Origin of the sequence: Acidaminobacter sp. JC074 (assembly GCF_022496765.1) — a bacterium.
Lineage (GTDB): Bacteria > Bacillota > Clostridia > Peptostreptococcales > Acidaminobacteraceae > JABXKX01.
On record NZ_VANV01000013.1, the window covers coordinates 181,485 to 198,492 of the forward strand.

At 35.3% G+C, this 17,008-nt stretch carries 15 protein-coding genes; 1 reads left to right on the forward strand and 14 read right to left on the reverse strand.

Annotation, left to right across the window (positions count from 1 at the left end; translation table 11 throughout):
- Nucleotides 1-3: 3 nt before the first annotated feature.
- The 5 genes from EZV73_RS15925 to EZV73_RS15945 all read right to left on the reverse strand — a co-directional run bounded on the left by EZV73_RS15925 (nt 4) and on the right by EZV73_RS15945 (nt 5,107).
- Entirely contained in the window at nt 4-636 is a 633-nt protein-coding gene (locus EZV73_RS15925; protein WP_240841394.1) for an HXXEE domain-containing protein, read from the reverse strand.
- 169 nt (nt 637-805) lie between these two features.
- The gene (locus tag EZV73_RS15930; RefSeq protein WP_240841395.1) at nt 806-2,188 is read right to left on the reverse strand and encodes a sodium:alanine symporter family protein; all 1,383 of its coding nucleotides are present in this window, start codon (nt 2,186-2,188) and stop codon (nt 806-808) included.
- A gap of 165 nt (nt 2,189-2,353) precedes the next feature.
- Entirely contained in the window at nt 2,354-3,205 is an 852-nt protein-coding gene (locus EZV73_RS15935; protein WP_240841396.1) for a response regulator, read from the reverse strand.
- Between the two features lies 1 nt (nt 3,206).
- Nucleotides 3,207-4,478, reverse strand: a complete 1,272-nt coding sequence (locus EZV73_RS15940) for a sensor histidine kinase (RefSeq protein WP_240841397.1) — start codon at nt 4,476-4,478, stop codon at nt 3,207-3,209.
- Between the two features lie 245 nt (nt 4,479-4,723).
- The gene (locus EZV73_RS15945; RefSeq protein ID WP_240841398.1) at nt 4,724-5,107 is read right to left on the reverse strand and encodes a hypothetical protein; all 384 of its coding nucleotides are present in this window, start codon (nt 5,105-5,107) and stop codon (nt 4,724-4,726) included.
- Nucleotides 5,108-5,288: 181 nt separating this feature from the next.
- Here EZV73_RS15945 and EZV73_RS15950 point away from each other — a divergent pair, with 181 nt between their 5' ends.
- On the forward strand, nt 5,289-5,435 hold the full coding sequence (locus EZV73_RS15950; RefSeq protein ID WP_240841399.1) for a hypothetical protein: 147 nt from the start codon (nt 5,289-5,291) through the stop codon (nt 5,433-5,435).
- A gap of 95 nt (nt 5,436-5,530) precedes the next feature.
- On the opposite strand, the gene EZV73_RS15955 is transcribed toward EZV73_RS15950, so the two are convergent.
- From EZV73_RS15955 to uvrC, 9 genes are all read right to left on the reverse strand, one after another.
- Nucleotides 5,531-6,340, reverse strand: a complete 810-nt coding sequence (locus EZV73_RS15955; RefSeq protein ID WP_240841400.1) for a class I SAM-dependent methyltransferase — start codon at nt 6,338-6,340, stop codon at nt 5,531-5,533.
- A 373-nt stretch (nt 6,341-6,713) separates the two neighbouring features.
- Nucleotides 6,714-7,367, reverse strand: a complete 654-nt coding sequence (gene pgmB, locus EZV73_RS15960; protein ID WP_240841401.1) for a beta-phosphoglucomutase — start codon at nt 7,365-7,367, stop codon at nt 6,714-6,716.
- Nucleotides 7,354-9,558: a glycoside hydrolase family 65 protein gene (locus EZV73_RS15965; protein WP_240841402.1), complete on the reverse strand. Its 2,205-nt coding sequence runs from the start codon at nt 9,556-9,558 to the stop codon at nt 7,354-7,356. Before EZV73_RS15965 ends, pgmB begins: the two co-directional genes overlap by 14 nt.
- Before the next feature lie 59 nt (nt 9,559-9,617).
- Complete coding sequence (locus EZV73_RS15970) at nt 9,618-10,478, reverse strand: carbohydrate ABC transporter permease (RefSeq protein ID WP_240841403.1); 861 nt, start codon at nt 10,476-10,478, stop codon at nt 9,618-9,620.
- Nucleotides 10,478-11,383, reverse strand: a complete 906-nt coding sequence (locus tag EZV73_RS15975) for a carbohydrate ABC transporter permease (protein ID WP_240841404.1) — start codon at nt 11,381-11,383, stop codon at nt 10,478-10,480. The genes EZV73_RS15970 and EZV73_RS15975 overlap by 1 nt, the downstream gene beginning before the upstream one ends.
- A gap of 46 nt (nt 11,384-11,429) precedes the next feature.
- Nucleotides 11,430-12,689, reverse strand: coding sequence for an ABC transporter substrate-binding protein (locus EZV73_RS15980; RefSeq protein WP_240841405.1), 1,260 nt, complete (start codon nt 12,687-12,689; stop codon nt 11,430-11,432).
- Nucleotides 12,690-12,784: 95 nt separating this feature from the next.
- Complete coding sequence (locus EZV73_RS15985) at nt 12,785-13,807, reverse strand: LacI family DNA-binding transcriptional regulator (protein WP_240841406.1); 1,023 nt, start codon at nt 13,805-13,807, stop codon at nt 12,785-12,787.
- Nucleotides 13,808-14,037: 230 nt separating this feature from the next.
- Nucleotides 14,038-14,973 carry an HPr(Ser) kinase/phosphatase gene (gene hprK, locus EZV73_RS15990; protein WP_240841407.1) on the reverse strand — a complete coding sequence of 312 codons (936 nt, stop codon included), beginning with the start codon at nt 14,971-14,973 and terminating at the stop codon, nt 14,038-14,040.
- Entirely contained in the window at nt 14,966-16,828 is a 1,863-nt protein-coding gene (gene uvrC / locus EZV73_RS15995; protein WP_240841408.1) for an excinuclease ABC subunit UvrC, read from the reverse strand. Before uvrC ends, hprK begins: the two co-directional genes overlap by 8 nt.
- Nucleotides 16,829-17,008 lie beyond the last annotated feature (180 nt).

A 17,008-nucleotide genomic window follows, 5' to 3' on the forward strand; every position in this document is an offset into this window, starting at 1 on the left:
TTCTTACTCAGACGAACTTTTTTCTTTATCTAAACGTTTATGATATCTAGGTAGAATGACAAACTTTGCAAAGATTGGTAACAGGAGATTAAACAGAAGACCTATTACCGCATAAATGTTGAAATAAGGACTGTCGATGACACCTTGATCTCTTAACAATTTAATCATGAAAACAGCATAAGGCATATGAAGTAAAAACGAGGATCTAATGCCTGGATTAATCAACATGCCACCTTTGATCCCCATAGCAAGATGAGCTATAGCCTGAAAAAAGAAGAAATATGGTAGCCATGCTGCGTACTTTATATTATGCAAACCGAATCCTACAAATAAAGGGATGATCAACCATATATAGATTAAGTTAATCCAAAACACCACTTCTCGATCAATTGGTATAATCGGCTGATCGCTTTTAACCTTCAGTAAATTTTCATTAAAAAACTCTGTGAAACCTCCAGGAAGAATATACTCCTCGATTTCATGTATCAAGTAAAGTGGAAATGCCAGTAGTAACAGAAAATCCATCATCTCGATTTTTGAATACAAGGGAACGATAGATGAAATGACATATATAAGAACAAGTATAGCTGCCTTTTGCCAATTATCCATAAGCCAATCTAAATACAGTTTAAACATTTCAACCTCCAAAAAGTAAATAACGTATTAATATTATTCCCATCTTTACAACTTCTACGCTTAAACTGTTAAAACCGTACAATCAATAAAAAAAGAGCCATGACAATGCAAAGCATATATCACAACTCTTTCTAATCTCATTATTTAAATATCTATTTTAGAATTAAGATTAAGAAACTTTTCTGTTTTCTAAATCATTCTTCTCATAATCCTTAGTCATCTTAAATACCAATGGACTCAGAGCCATTAAGGCTATTAAGTTTGGAATAGCCATTAAACCATTGAATGTATCTGATAAGTTCCATACAAATGAAGATTTGTATACAGCACCTACAACGATTAAGCCGATAAATACAACATTAAAGATTTTCTTAACTCTTACACCTGCAATGTACTCAAGACACTTAGAACCGTAGTAGTACCATCCTAAAATTGTTGAGAATGCAAAGAAGATTAGACCAAACGATACTAAGAAACCACCAACACCTGGGAAAGCGTTTTCAAAAGCAGTAGTCGTTAAGGCTGCACCTGATAAGTTATCTGTAATAGTCATAACGCCTGTAGTAGCATCAATGTTAACAAGACCTGAAATTAAAATTACTAAAGCTGTCATTGAACAAACAACTAATGTATCTAAGAAAGAACCTAATGAACCGATGATACCTTGACGTACTGGATCATTATTAGTTGAAGCCGCATGTGCGATTGGAGCAGAACCTAAACCTGCTTCGTTTGAGAATACACCACGAGCAACACCATATCTGATTACTGTACCGAATAAACCACCACCAACTGCTGTTGCAGAGAAAGCGTTATCGAAAATCATACCGAAAGCAGCAGGAATCATTGATGCGTTCTTGAATAAAATAATCATTGCGCCTAATACATATACGATAGCCATAAATGGAACGATCTTTTCAGTAACTTTACCGATTGATTGGATACCACCTAAAATTACAGCCGCTGTTGCTACAGCAACTACAACACCTGTGATCCATGTAGGAACGCCAACAGATGTGCTTAATGAATCAGCGATAGAGTTAACTTGTACCATGTTACCAATACCGAATGCTGCGAATGTACCGAAGAATGCGAAAGCCCAACCTAACCAAGACCAGTTTCCACCAAATCTTTCAGCCATACCTAATTTTATGTAGTACATTGGACCACCAGACTTTTGTCCGTCTTCGTTTGTGATACGATATTTAATAGCAAGAAGTGCCTCTGCATATTTTGTCGCACCACCAAATGCTGCTGTTACCCACATCCAGAAAACCGCACCCGGTCCACCTAATGCAATCGCCCCAGCTACACCTGCGATATTACCTGTACCAATTGTTGCTGCCAATGAAGTCATTAATGCTTGAAATGGTGTGATATCTCCTTCACCTACATGGTCCTTAGAAAATAAAAGTTTAAATGCATAACCTAATTTTCTAAATTGAACTGCACGTAAACCAATTGTAAGAAATAAACCAGTACCTACCAAGCAGAAGATCATGAAGCCGCCCCAAGCAAAACTATTGATCTGACCTACTATGTTATTTAGCATATCCAATTGTAAATCCCCCTTTTTAAATATAAATGCGATGACCTAATAGTGGTTTAAAACCAGTAAATAACTGATTGACACTATTTTCACATTTAGTATAGCTTTTGAGTTTCGAAAAGTTTCAAAAGGTTTCGATTTGTCGGGAAATTTATCAGAATATTCTTTTTACATCTTGATATGATAGTCGTTTTCGCAGTAAAAAACAAGTCCATCTATGAACTTTCTTATGTTAACTTTTCCATGAACATTTGACTTTCCTCGGATGTAATCCATCTCTCGTTTAACTTCAGAAAAATTATACAAACCACTTGAGTATTCAGTAAATACTTCATTCAAATAATCCTCAAGTCCTAAGTGCGCCAGATTTACCATACCTGTCATGGCTGTTCTTCTGATTCTTTGTTCCACCGATTTAGGATTGGCATCGTACTTTTGACAAATCTCTTTAATGGTAAACTTTGATAAATCAGCATTTGATGTTACTAGAAATGAAACCACATTTAAGATGTCTTGAGTCCCCACTTCACCTAAGACACCTATTTTGTGAAGCACAAACTTGATGACCTTCTCATAACCTGACAACTCATTTTTCTTAACATCAACCACTTGGGCATTGAACATATTTTTGATCATTTCTAACTTTTCAGTTTTTTTTCTATGATCATTGACTCTTTTTAAGACACTTTCCACTTCGATGGCATTGATGGGCTTTTGAATATAAAATTCTATACCACTCTCATAAGCTTTGGCAATCATATCTTTACTTGAAACAGAAGATATCATTACATATGAAATCTCACTATGGACTTTACTTAATTCATTAACAATCTGAATACCACTTTTGCCTGGTATAAACAAATCAACTAAAAGTACGTCTGGATTAGCCAGTGGTATCTCGTCAACTGCCTTAGCACCATCTAATGCAAAACCAACTACTTCTCCCAGATTTCTTTCAGTTATTATTCTGCTTAGTATATTAACAATACTCTTATCATCTTCTACAATGAAATACCTCAACTTATACCTCCAGCTCTTCTTTTGGAATAACTATTGTAAATTCACTACCCCTATCTTGATCGGATGTCACTTCGATTGTACCCCTTAAAGTTTTTTCTATCATATCTTTTACGAAGCTTAAACCTAAGCCTCTATTTATAGCACCTGTTTCGTAATTAATCTTAGTAGAAAATCCAGGTGTAAATATCTCATTGATATCTTCTTGACTGATGCCAGAACCAGAATCCGATATCTTGAATACATGACTATCATCAACTTCATTATGAACAAATCTTATATAATTCTCTCCTTCTTTATCACCAATGGCTTCTATGGCATTCATAAAGAGGTTTCTAAAAATGGACATCAACTGATAATGCTTACCTGTATAAAAGTCCTGTCCAAGTGCAACTTCAATATCAATCCTATAGCCCTTTTGAGCCACTTCTGCAATCATCTTATTTTTAATCAAGGTAATGACATTAGAAAACCACATGCCCTTGTCTTGAAATCTAAACTCTGTAATCTCTGTAACACCACGCATAATAAGCTCATAGTCTTTTTTTATCTCATGAACATGACTGGCCAGTTCAACGGAGTGATTTGCCCAGGTTTCTGGTTTATGGTTGTTATTGATGTTTTCAAACAAACCATAAGCATGGGCCATGGTTTCTTCAATTTTATCCATGTTTTTAGCCATCCAATAAACTTCTGATTTTAAGTTCATGCTCAGCCAAACAAGCTTGTTGTATCTATCTTCATGTTCTTCAACCAAAGCAAGCATCTGATAATATTGGAATCCTCTAATAGTCAAACATGCCAAAACTCCACGCGTAATGGCCACAATCGGCAAGATTATCAAGACATGTGGCGTCATGGTATTGTCAAAGAGAACATAATGCATGATGATCTCAGTCACATTAGCAGCCAGGTCCGAAAACATAAGAATTAAGAAATATTTAGGAATACTCTTTACAGTATTCTTTTTAGATAGGTACCAAAAAACACCACTGTACATTAAATAGAATATAATTTCAGGTGCAAAACCATCTAAGATGTCTGTTTGAAAACCTCTTAACAACATAAAAGATGAAACACGAAGTAAGTAAGTTGACATGGAAACAATCAGACCTAATAATAAGGGATGTAATTCTCTATGGAAGTACATGATGATACCAAAGGCTACCATAGCGCCTGTGACACGGAAATCCCCTACCAGTACATCAATGTAAATTTGTGATGAAATTGTTATAATTAATACGGATATAAACAGTTTCTTTAATCTTGTACTCATAAAACCTCACTAATCATGTATACTTACATCTAATATTATACCATATATATTGAAAATGCTCACTCTCAGCCAAAAGCATCTTTTTACCTAATCGTGATTATTTTCGAGAAATAAAGTGCCCAACTCCTATTCTGAAGATACCTAAGTAAAAACTTATTAAGATTATTTAATCTCGACCGCTTCTACCAGTCTTATTTATGCAAAAAAAGTATTAGCAATCAGCCAATACACATTAGGTTTCATAACTACCTCTTTTTTAATTCTGCCACAAGTACATAGACAAGTAATATGATCATAAACATATCCAAAGGAATAACAACCGCAAAGGACCTGCCATAAGGATATCTTAAAGAAAAAAGGCAGATGCCTACAAGGTACAACTTTTCTAGGATAGAATAAAGTACAATAGGTAGTCTCCATGTCACTTTATAGGCAGAGATAATTAGGAAAATACCTGCCAGTAAGATACTAGCGCTCCAATGTCTAATAATGATGTCATAGTCTTGTAGATAGGCTAAATTAAAAAGTTTGTCTAAAAATAATGCCGGTAACACTGAAATGAGTCCTACGCCTCCAGTTAAGAGACCAGTGACAATTAAGATCCACTTTTTAAAACTCTCAGTCTTCATATTCATACTCCTCCCCCAATCATAAACGGTTTAGTAAAGAGTATTTCCAGTATACCTAATAAATAGATACCCAAAATTTTCTAAATCAAAACAAGTTCAAATCCGAACATGGGTTGATTATTATTAAATTATGTTATATGATTATTATACACTAAAACAGTATACATAAAAGGAGGAGAACATGAAAGTTAGAGATTTAACCAAACTTCTAGGTATTAAAAGCCGCTTCAATTATGAAAGCTCCTTATATAACGATACTTCAATAAACAGTCAGAAAGACTTTTTAGAAGAAAACAAAGTCCCTACCAGAGAAGGACATTTAGATTGAGCAATGAGAATGTATAAGAGTGGTATACTCTTTAACTAACCGTCATGGTATGATGGAAAAAAAGACACACACTTCAAATCGAAGTGTGTGTTTGTTTATTTCTTTATCACATAGAAGGTAACATCATCCTCTATAATATTGTCGTGCTGGGTGATATTCTCAGTATATTTATTAAACATGGCTTTTACATCTTCCAAAGAAAAATAGTGGTTCCAAAACCTGTACAACTTAAAATTATTGTTGGCCTCGATAATGACATGTTGGTCCAAAATAGCTCTTATCTCTTCAAAATGAATCCTTTCACTTAAAGATGTATAAGGGCCAGGTTGCCAGAAACCACCTTCAGATACATCCCAGGACTTTTCAAACCTCATCTTCCTAATGGCTGCTTCATTTAAGGCATCAAAGATAAAAATACCCCCAGGTTTTAAAGCCTTAATGATATTGTCTATAAGACCTTGTCTGTCCTCATTTGATAGCACACCAAAATCGCAATAAATCATCATGATCATATCGAACTGATTGTCATAGTTCAGTTCCAGATAATTCATGCATTTGTAGTCAATCCTCAAGCCCTTATCGATGGCATCCTTATTGGCATAATTAATAGAGTTTCTAGAAAAATCTACACCCGTAACTTGGTAGCCTCTTTTAGAAAACTCACTTGTATAAAGACCTGGTCCACATCCTAAATCTAAAATGCTGGATGATTTTTTCATCATACTTTCCATCCAACCAATGGTTTTTATGATACTCTTCTTATTTCTAGATGCAGCATCATTTGACTGATCTAAATGAGCTGATAATAAGTGTTTACCTATATAAGGATCGGTCCACATGGTATGTGTGCCTTTGTCATACGGTTTTACTTGTTTTAAAAGTTCTATCATTTCTTTTCTTTTCATAATAATTCCTCTCCATCAAAGCAAATCAACAAAAAAACAGCCTAAACGAGCTGCACTAGGCAGCAACTAGAAAAAAGACGATTAACCGATTAAGACATCAAAAATAAACTGCTTGCTAACAGTCGAAGCCTTGTATCCAGTTAATCACACCTTTCCTTTCCAAGCTGCTCAAGTTATTCGATTGACATAACACTAAGCTGTCGGATTACATCCCACCTTAATTTCTTATTTGATTTGCTTTGATACCTTCACTATAACAAGAAAAATCTTTACAGTCAAAAGTAAAAGGCTACACCAAGTACAGCCTTTTACCCACGCAATATAGGATGATACAGAATCCTTAAAAGGATTCATTCTATCTACTCTAATAGTATTACTTTATGATTTTCATAACTGCCTGATAAGTTAAAAGAGATGTTTTTTCAAAGACAATATCAGCCTTTTTAAGAATCTCACTGTCACCAATACCGATCGCAAACATATCAGCACTTTTAATGGCTTCAACACCAGCTTCTGCATCTTCTACACCGATGCATAAAGACGGATCTAAACCTAAGATTTCAGCTGCCTTCAAAAAAATGTCTGGTGCTGGTTTTCCTGGTACACTTGCAGGGTCTACAATACAGTCAACAAATTGCATGATATTCATTTTCTCAACAAGCATAGGTGCTGATTTAGAAGCAGATGCAACTGCAATTTTTATGCCATTCTCCTTAAGTGTTTCCATTAATTCATATATGCCAGGATTTAAATCATTTTGAGTATAGCCTTCAATTAAAGAAACATAAAACTCATTCTTATCATGCATCAAGTCTTGTATTTCATCTTCAGAACAGGATTTATTACCACGCTCTAATATTTTCATCAGTGAAGCACGTCTAGATATGCCCTTTAATTGTTCGTTAAAGTGCTTATCAAAGGGAATCTCTAATTTATCAGCTGTCTTTTTCCACGCCTCATAGTGCATTTCAGATGTTTCTGTAATAACACCATCCATATCAAAGATCAGTGCTTTAATGTTTTCCATGATAGTCTACCTCCAAAAGTCCTTCTATTTCATAAGTCTGTCCATCTATCGTCAATGTGACAGGCCCTGTTGTTTGAATGCATAAGCGGTCAGACACCTTAACCTTAACCAAAGTATCCTCAACCATAAATCTAAAAGCATAAGATGTCCAGTCATGTGGTTTTGTTGGTCTTAAGCTTACCCCTTCTGGCTTGATTCTTAAACCACCAAAGCCATATGCTATAGCCATGAAGGTACCACCTGCATTGGCTATATGAAGCCCATCTTTGGTATTGCCATGTAGGTTTTTTAAATCTAAATAAACGGTCTTCATAAAGAAATCATATGCACGTTCAGGTTGATTGATTCTTGAAGCCATCATGCCATAGACACATGGCGACAAGCTTGAATCATGTGTTGTAATATTTTCATAGTACTCATATGAGTTTTTAATAATGTCATCACTGGTATCATCCAGTAAAAAGTGTGCTAAAACTGTATCCGCTTGTTTTAAGACTTGATGTCTATAAATTGTCAGTGGATGGAAGTTTAAAAGCAGTGGATACTTGTCTTTTGGTGTATTTTCAAAATCCCATACAGCCTTGTCTAAGAAAGTGTCATCCTGTTTATGAATGCCCCTATCTTGATCAAATGGCAGTTTCATGGACTCTGAAGCTTTTTTCATCTCATCTCTATCAGACTTATCCATATAGTCCTTGTTAAACTTGTCATATAGTTTGGCTGTCCACTCCAGATGATATTTAGCCATGGCATTTGTATAGTAATTGTTGTTTACGATGGCCGTATATTCATCAGGGCCCGTTACATCATCAATGCAGAAAACACCTTCTTTGAAATGACCTACTTCAAGCCATAGTTTGGCGGTCTCAACCAAAGTCTCATAACCGAATTCACGCATCATATGGTCATCTTTTGTAATCAAATAGTACTGTATTAAACCATATGCCACATCAGCATTGATATGGTACTGGGCAGTACCAGCAGGAAAATAAGATGAGCACTCTCTACCCGAAATGGTACGCCAAGGCATTTTTGCCCCTCTTTTATGGCCCAGTTCAAGGCTTCTTTCTTTGGCCTTAGTCAGTATATTATGTCTATACTTAAGTATATTTTTTGCAATTTCAGGTTGTGTCAGTGTAAAAAATGGAATGACATAGATTTCTGTATCCCAGAAATAATGACCTTCATATCCGGCGCCAGTTAATCCTTTTGCCGCTACCTGACTGACACCATCCTTACCAGCTGCCGTCAGTAATTGATACTGATGATATTTAATGGCATAGGTTAAATCTTCCTGACCCTCAATTTCGATTAAACATCTGTCCCAGAATTTTCTCATAAAATCAGCTTGCTCATTAAAAAGCACTGGAAGACCTTTTTTATAAACATCTCCTAATAATTCAAAGCCCTTGCGAACTGGATCGCTGTGTTTATGACTATCTGTGTAAATCATATACTTGGCAAAGACACTTTTTTCTTTCTGAGTGACCTTTAAACTTGTTTCATAGACAAGCTTTTCATCTTTTATTTCAATTGAACCCTCTAAATTATGACGACATGCGACCTGTACACTTTGGCCTGAATGTCTTGTTTTTGACCTAATAGACATTATGCCATTCTCGTTTGAAAGATCTACCACAGACATAGGTAATATATGTTCTGTTGCTACTCTCGGATCATCTGCATCAGATGCTACTTTGTCAGCTGATTTAATCAGAGATCTGATTCGTATCTCACCATCATAGTTTAGTGATTCTATTTCTATAAGAATTAAGAATAATTCTTCTGTAATATGAGAGGCCATTCTCTTAAATGTAAAATTAAACTCATGCCCCTTGGTTGATCTCCAATGAACGTTTCTTACATTTATGCCTAAATCTAAATCAAGTTGTCTTGTCATATTTAGAACTTGACCATTCTCAAAACTAAAAACTTCATCCTCTACTTCAATGAATATAGATTGACCATCCATAACATTGACAATTGTTTCTCCTATACTAGGAAAACCGTAAGCATTTTCACTGTAACGAATATCATGTGTGTCAAAAAAGCCGTTTAGATATGTACCTCTATATGTCTCGTATCCACTAGGATACCCTTCTTCAAATGTTCCTCTAACACCAATATAACCATTGGCAGTTGCATAAAGACTCTCCTCTACCAATAATTCTTTATTCACTAAGTGTTTCATTTTTACCTCTCCATCTAAAGCATTTTTATTACTATTTGAAAGAGAGCTCTAGGAGCTCTCTACTTAATTGAACCTGCTACCATACCTTTAATGATATGCTTTTGCAACAATAGGAATCCTATAATGATTGGTATTGCTGCCATTAATACTGCTGTCATGATTAAATCCCATTTCTTTACGAATGAACCCGCAAAGTTTGCAATGGCTAATGGTATGGTTTGAATATCATTACCTACACCTAAAATTAACTGAGGTAATAAGAAGTCATTCCAAATCCAGATAGCATTTAGGATAACAATCGTCACAAATATCGGCTTTAAGATTGGCATAATAATCTTAAAGAAAATCTGTGGTTTAGAACAACCATCTATTGTAGCAGCCTCTTCTAGTTCCTTTGGAATAGACTTGATAAAGCCATGGAACATAAATACTGCCAGCGGTGCACCAAAACCTATATATGCCAAAATCATACCATGATATGTTCTTAACATTTTTATATCAAATATCTCGTTGATATTTCTAAACAAAGATACCAGTGGGAACATAACCACTTGGAATGGTATGATCAAACCACTTAAGAAGAACAAGAATAAAAAAGTTGATAATTTTGACTTCGTTCTAACAAGCACCCATGCTGCCATAGCAGAAAAAATAGATATTGCTGCTAATGATAATGTTGTAATAATAACTGATGAAACAACACTTGATGAATATCTAACACTTGGACTGTTCCAAATATCAGACATATTTTTAAACATCTGTGACCAATTCTGCGGTAAAGAAATTGGATCAGTAACAATTTCAAAAGATGATTTAGCAGAGTTTATAACAACAATGAAAAATGGAAACATGGTTGCAATAAACAATACAAGTGTTAATAATGTCAAAGCCACTGTTACATATTTTTTTCTTGTAGTCATTACATTTCCACCTCTCTCTTTTTGCTAAAGTATACTTGTCCTACAGATATTACCGATAAAATCAAGAAGAATATAATCGCTCTTGCCTGACCTTGAGCCATATCATTGTATTTAAAGGCAACATTATAAATATGCACAGCCAACATCTCAGTTGAGTTAACAATCTCATTGTTATAAGTTGCTGATGGTCCACCTTTTGTCAATGCTATGATAATATCGTATTGCTTAAATGAATTTACTAGAGTTAAGAATGATGTGATTGTAAATGCTTGTGCAATCATTGGGAAAGTGATAGATCTAAATTTCTGCCAGAAATTCGCACCATCTATTTCCGCAGCTTCTAAAAGCTCCTGTGGAACATTTAAAAGTGCTGCTACATAAATCATCATAATATAACCTGCATATTGCCATGTGAAGGCAATAATTAAACCGAATAATGCCAAAGTTGGATCTGCTAATAGTAATAATTCTTCAAGCGCTGGAATACCTAATGCGACCCCAACTTGAGGAACAACACTCTTGAAAATAAACTGCCAGATATAACCTAGAACAAGACCACCAATCAGGTTAGGAATAAAGAATCCAGCTCTAAAGAAGTTCTTTCCTTTGATTTCTCTTGTAACTAAAAATGCAAATAAGAGTGCCATAAAGTTTATTGATAAAACGCTTAAGAACGTGAATAAGAATGTTCTAATGAAAGAATATCTAAATGCCATATCTGAAAACATCGTCTTATAGTTTTCAAAACCTACCCAGTTTGGTTTGATACCAGCAACAGCTGTCCAATCTGTTAACGAGTAGTAAATACCCATAAAGAATGGAATGATGACTACCAGTACAAATGAGAACAACGCTGGTGCTAGAAACACCCAGAACCAAAAGCGATTATTATTTTTTTGTCTCATAGTATGCCCTTTCTTTTAAATAGGGGGATTGCTCCCCCCATAATTATTACTTAAGTTCTTCAATTTTAGCTTGAATTTGCTTGATGAATTCAGCTTTGTCGATATCACCTTTTGCGAATGATTCATAGATAGGAGCGATTGTACCCATACCGAAACCATCAGGCATATCATTTTGTAACCATGTGTAAGCACCGTTCTCAACGCCTAACCACTCAGATACGTTTGCAGAAAGTGGCGCACTTGGTGTTAATGTTACATTTGTAAATGCAGGAACCATGTTCACTTCATTAACCATGTAGTTATGACCAGCTTCTGATGTTGCAATAAAGTTAATGAATGCTTTAGCAGCGTCTAAGTTCTTACTTTCATTGTTAAGTACATAGTAAGATGGAGCGCCAATAAAGATTGCATTGTGATCACCAGCTACAGATGCGTGTGGCGCAAATTTCATATCAAATGAGATACCCATACCAGCAAATGATGGATCAGTCCAGTTACCTTGGTGTAAGAAAGCAGCTTTCTCTGTACCAAATTGAGCTAATTGATCATTGTAGTTACCAGTTAATAATACAGCTTTATCTGCATACTCAAATAATAATTCTACCCAGTCAGCGTACTCTGTTAATCTCGCCATATCAGCTTCACCAGCATTAAGCTTGTCTAATACACTTGTGTCACCATACTCTAAACCAGCAGATAAGTAACCATTGAAGTTATGAAGACCAGTAACCCATCTCATATCTGGACCAGCTGCCATAGCAACTACAGAATCGATGCCTAACTCATCTTTCATTGAATCAATTTTTTCAAATGCTGCTCTGTAAGCTTCTTGAGAAGTTAATGTAGCTGGATCAATACCCGCTTTTTCTAACATAGCAACGTTGTAAATCATACCCCAAGCTTCTACTGCTACTGGGAAACCGTATACCTTGTCTTCAACAACAAACTCAAGAGATGTTAAGTCTAACCATTCTTCTTGACCAAACGGTTGTAATTTTTCTTTCCAAGTGTTGTAACCACCCATACCTTCAATAACGAAGATATCTGGTTGACGGTCTGATTGGAACTCAGCTTTTAAGTTCTCAGCATAAGGTGAATCACCACCAGAAGTTTTGATAGTTACCTTAACACCAGTTTCTTCTGTGTAAAGTGCTGCGAAAGCAGATAATTGATCATGAATCTCAACTTTGTTTTGGTAAATAACTACCTCTTGAGCTTCATCTGAGCCACTGTCGCCACCACTACATGCCACGAATGACGTCATAAGAAGTGCTGCGATCATTAATAATGATAAAAACTTTTTCATATTTCCCCTCCTAGAATTATGTATTATCCTATATCAACTTAGATACCTAAGTTAAAAACTTGTTTGGAACCGTTTCCAAAATTGCGTAAAAAAAACTAAAGCTTTTTTACAGAAGCGCGTAATGCAAGCGTGTGCTCCAATATTGTCACTGGTTCTTTAATTTCTTTTTTCTCAATCAGACTGATGATTTTTTCACATGCCATTCTGCCCATCTCATATCTAGGTTGAACAACAGTGGAAATCTCCGGATAGTTGTATTCACCATTCTTTATACCATCAAAACCCATCACTGAAACATTTTTTGGAACATTTAATCCCGATTCCAAAATTGCTTTAGTAGCACCGATGGCCATCAAATCACTGATTGCAAATACCATAGTTGGTATTTTATCACCTTTTAAAATTTCTTTCATAACAGAATAACCGCTGTCGTAAGAGAAATCACCATAGCAGATCCAATCCTCTTCGATTGTAATACCATGTTCTGTCATAGCCTTTTCAAAGCCTATTTTTCTCGAATATGTAGAATTCTTATCTTCAATCGGCCCAAGTATTAAGGCAATATCCTTATGACCCAATCCAATAAGTGCATTTGTAGCATCATATGCAGCTTTCTCGTTATCGATATCTACACTGTAAATCATATTTTGAGATGTTACAGATGCATCAATCGATGCAGAAGCATAAACAAAAGGCATATCGAATTTCTGACAATGATCTAAAATTTCAGATGTAACTGTAGATCCAATAAAAATAATACCGTCAACTTTACTTCGATAAAAACTGAGAATTTCTCCTATAGCATCCTCATCTTGTAAAAACAAATCAACAAAAACAATAGAATAATCTGAAGCTTTTGCTTCTGTTTCTAATCCTCTGAATACTTTAGAGTAAAATGGATTGGTAATATCGTTTAAGATAACACCGATGTTTCTAGTCTTCTTTGATTTAAGACTTCTTGCAATAGCGTCTGGTTTGTAATTAAGTGCTTCAATAGCATCTAATACACGTTGTCTTTTATCTTCGCTTACATGAGCTTGATTATTCAAGACTCTTGAAGCAGTTCCAACGCCCACCCCAGCTTTTTTAGCAACGTCTTTTAAGGTAATCGTTTTCATAAGTCACATCCTTTTTGCTTGGAATCGATTCCAAGCCTATATCTAATTTATCAAACAATCTCTGTCATGTCAACTGATTATTTTATATTTCCTTAACAAATGGAACTGTTTCATAAGTCTATAGATAAGTTCGATGAACATCAAATCTTATGGAACAGTTCCAACCACTAGCTTACAAGAAAAAAATCTGACAAGAATCTTTCTTATCAGATTTTTTATATAATAAAGCTTTATTCATCATTTTTGCTGGCTGTATAAGCCCTTGTTTTTTCATCTAGTTCCAATGCTGCGTAATAACCAGCCTTTTTTTGTCTAATATCCACAGCTGCGGTTTCCAATAATATGGCTAAGTTTCTACCAGGTTTTACCGGTACTCTTAAGACAGGTACATCAACTTCTAAAATACTTTCGTATTTTTGCTCAAGTCCTAATCGGTCATAAATTGCCTGCGGATCCCACTGTTCAAAATTCACAATCAAGTCTATCTCCATGGTATCTTTAATGGCAACCATACCAAACAATTTTGCAATATTAATGATGCCTATGCCTCGAATTTCAAGAAAGTTCTTAATGAGTTCAGGTGCCTGACCTATTAAAGATGTTTCACTGATTTTAGTGATTTCAATAGCATCATCACCAACAAGTCTATGACCACGTTTGATCAGCTCCAAAGCGGTTTCGGATTTACCAATACCACTTTTACCCATGATCAAGGTACCCACACCATTAATATCTACCAGTACACCATGTTTCACAATGGTTTTGGCAAGACGTCTGTTTAAGTACTCAATGGCTTTATGCAGAACAATAGATGTGTTTTCTTGTGTCCAAAGAATGGTCCTGTCATATTTTTTGGCAGCCATCAGAAACTCTTCAGGCACTTCATTACCTCTACAAACAATCAAACATGGTATCGGCGCCTTCATAATACGATCAGCACGTTCTTTTCTTTCTTCTCTGGTACAGAGTCTAAAGAAAGAAAACTCTGTCATACCTATAAACTGTACTCTTTCTTCGGGGAAGTATTCGAAATAGCCCCCCATTTCCATGCCTACCTTATGCGTTTCATAAGAATCTATATTCTTGATTGTATTAGATTTTGTGATAACTCTAAGATTCATAAAATTGATGAACTCATCTATATGAACCGTTTTTTTCTTAATCATTGGTTTTCTCCTTAAGATTTGAGAAATAATCAAAGATATCTTGAGCGACCTTTGTATTTATTCCATCTACTTGCTCTAATTCTTCTACTGTTGCCTTCTTTATTTTATCGATAGACATAAAATGTGTCAACAAGGCTTCTCTTCTTGTTTTTCCTACACCTGGTATAGCATCCAATACAGATTTTGTCATGGCTTTCAATCTAAGTGTCTTATGGTGTTCTATGGCGAATCGATGGACTTCTTCTTGGATGGCGTATATAAACTTATAAAGATCCGGATATTGCTTGATGTTGTATTCTATTCCTTTGTAAACAAGTGCCTTGGTCTTATGTTTATGATCCTTAACCATACCTAGTACGGGTATATCTAAACCAAAAGCCTCCATTACATCTTCAACAACAGATGCATGCTGTAAGCCGCCATCTATAAGAAGAGCATCAGGGAATATATCAAATTTATTGTCCAAGGACTTAGACTTTTCTCTTTCCTCAAGCCCCCTCTTAAATCTTCTATAAAGGACTTCTTGCATGGAACCGTAGTCATTAGCTCCTTCTATGGTCTTAATGTTGAACTTTCTGTAATCAGATTTTTTCTTCTTACCACCTTCAAACACAACCATAGATCCAACTGAAAAAGTACCGAAGATGTTGGATATATCGTAGGCCTCGACCCTAAACTTATTCATATCGATTTCAAATAACTCTTTGAAATACCATTTAAGATTCTTAATTTTTTCTCTCTCTGCTTCAATTTTTTCACTAAACTTAGCGATGTATTCCTCAGCATTCTTTTCAACAAGTTTAATTAACTTAGCTTTTTCACCTATTTTTGGAATAACCAAGCTGACCTTCTTGCCCATTTTCTGCCTTAACCATTGCTCCATTAATTCTTGATCTTCAACTTCAGTTGAAATGAGAATCTCTTTAGGAATAATCATGGCATTGGTGTAAAAACGCTCTAAAAACTCTGTCATAACACTTTCATCTTTTACACCCTCTAGATCATCTAAAACATATTGTTCACGGCCTAAAAGTTTGCCTTGACGTACAAAGAATACCATAAAGCATACCCTATCTTCTGCTCTTGAAAAGGCAATGATGTCTCTATTAGACTCATCTAAAGTATAGAGTTTTTGTGATTTTTCAAGTTTTTCCAATGCAATGATGGTATTACGTGCCTTAGCCGCCTTTTCAAATTCCAACTTGTCAGCATGATCCATCATTTTTTCCTTTAACATGGCAATGGTCGTTGAAACCTTGCCTTCTAAGATATCAATGATTTCATCTATCATGCCTCTGTACATTTCTTGATCAACAGGTTTAAAACATGGCGCAAGACACTTCTTGATGTCATAATTTAAACAAGGTCTGTCTCTTCCTGCACCAGGAACTTTCCCACACGTTCTTAAAGGATAGTATTCTCTAATAAGTTCTAAAATCCGCCCCATATAGTCGCCAGAAACATAAGGACCATAATACCTGGCATTGTCTTTTCTAACTTTAAAAACTTTCATAACCCTTGGATAAGGCTCATTTATGGTTATCTTAATATAAGGATATTGTTTATCATCACGCAGTAAGATATTGTACTGTGGCTGATACTTTCGAATCATACTGGCTTCAAGTATCAAGGCCTCTACTTCACTGTCGGTAATGATATATTCAAATTCAACGATTTTTGAAACCAATTCTGTTGTCTTTTTATCATGATTGGCATTTTTTCTAAAATAAGACCTTACCCTATTTCTTAGATTCTTAGCCTTACCTATATAGATGACATTACCAAACTGGTCTTTCATTAAATAGACACCGGGTTGTATTGTTAATTTCTTTAATTGGGCTTGTATATCAAACATGTTCACCTCTAAAATTATAATAGCACATAAACAATCAAAACTACCCGCTCAGCGGGTAGTTTGCTCAGCCCTATAAGGGCATGGGACACGCTAGAGCCTTAAGGCTCTCTGAATAGTCCGCCAACCGCTTACGCTCACATGCAACTGCTAAAGCAGTTTCTTATATGAGTCTTACTTCTT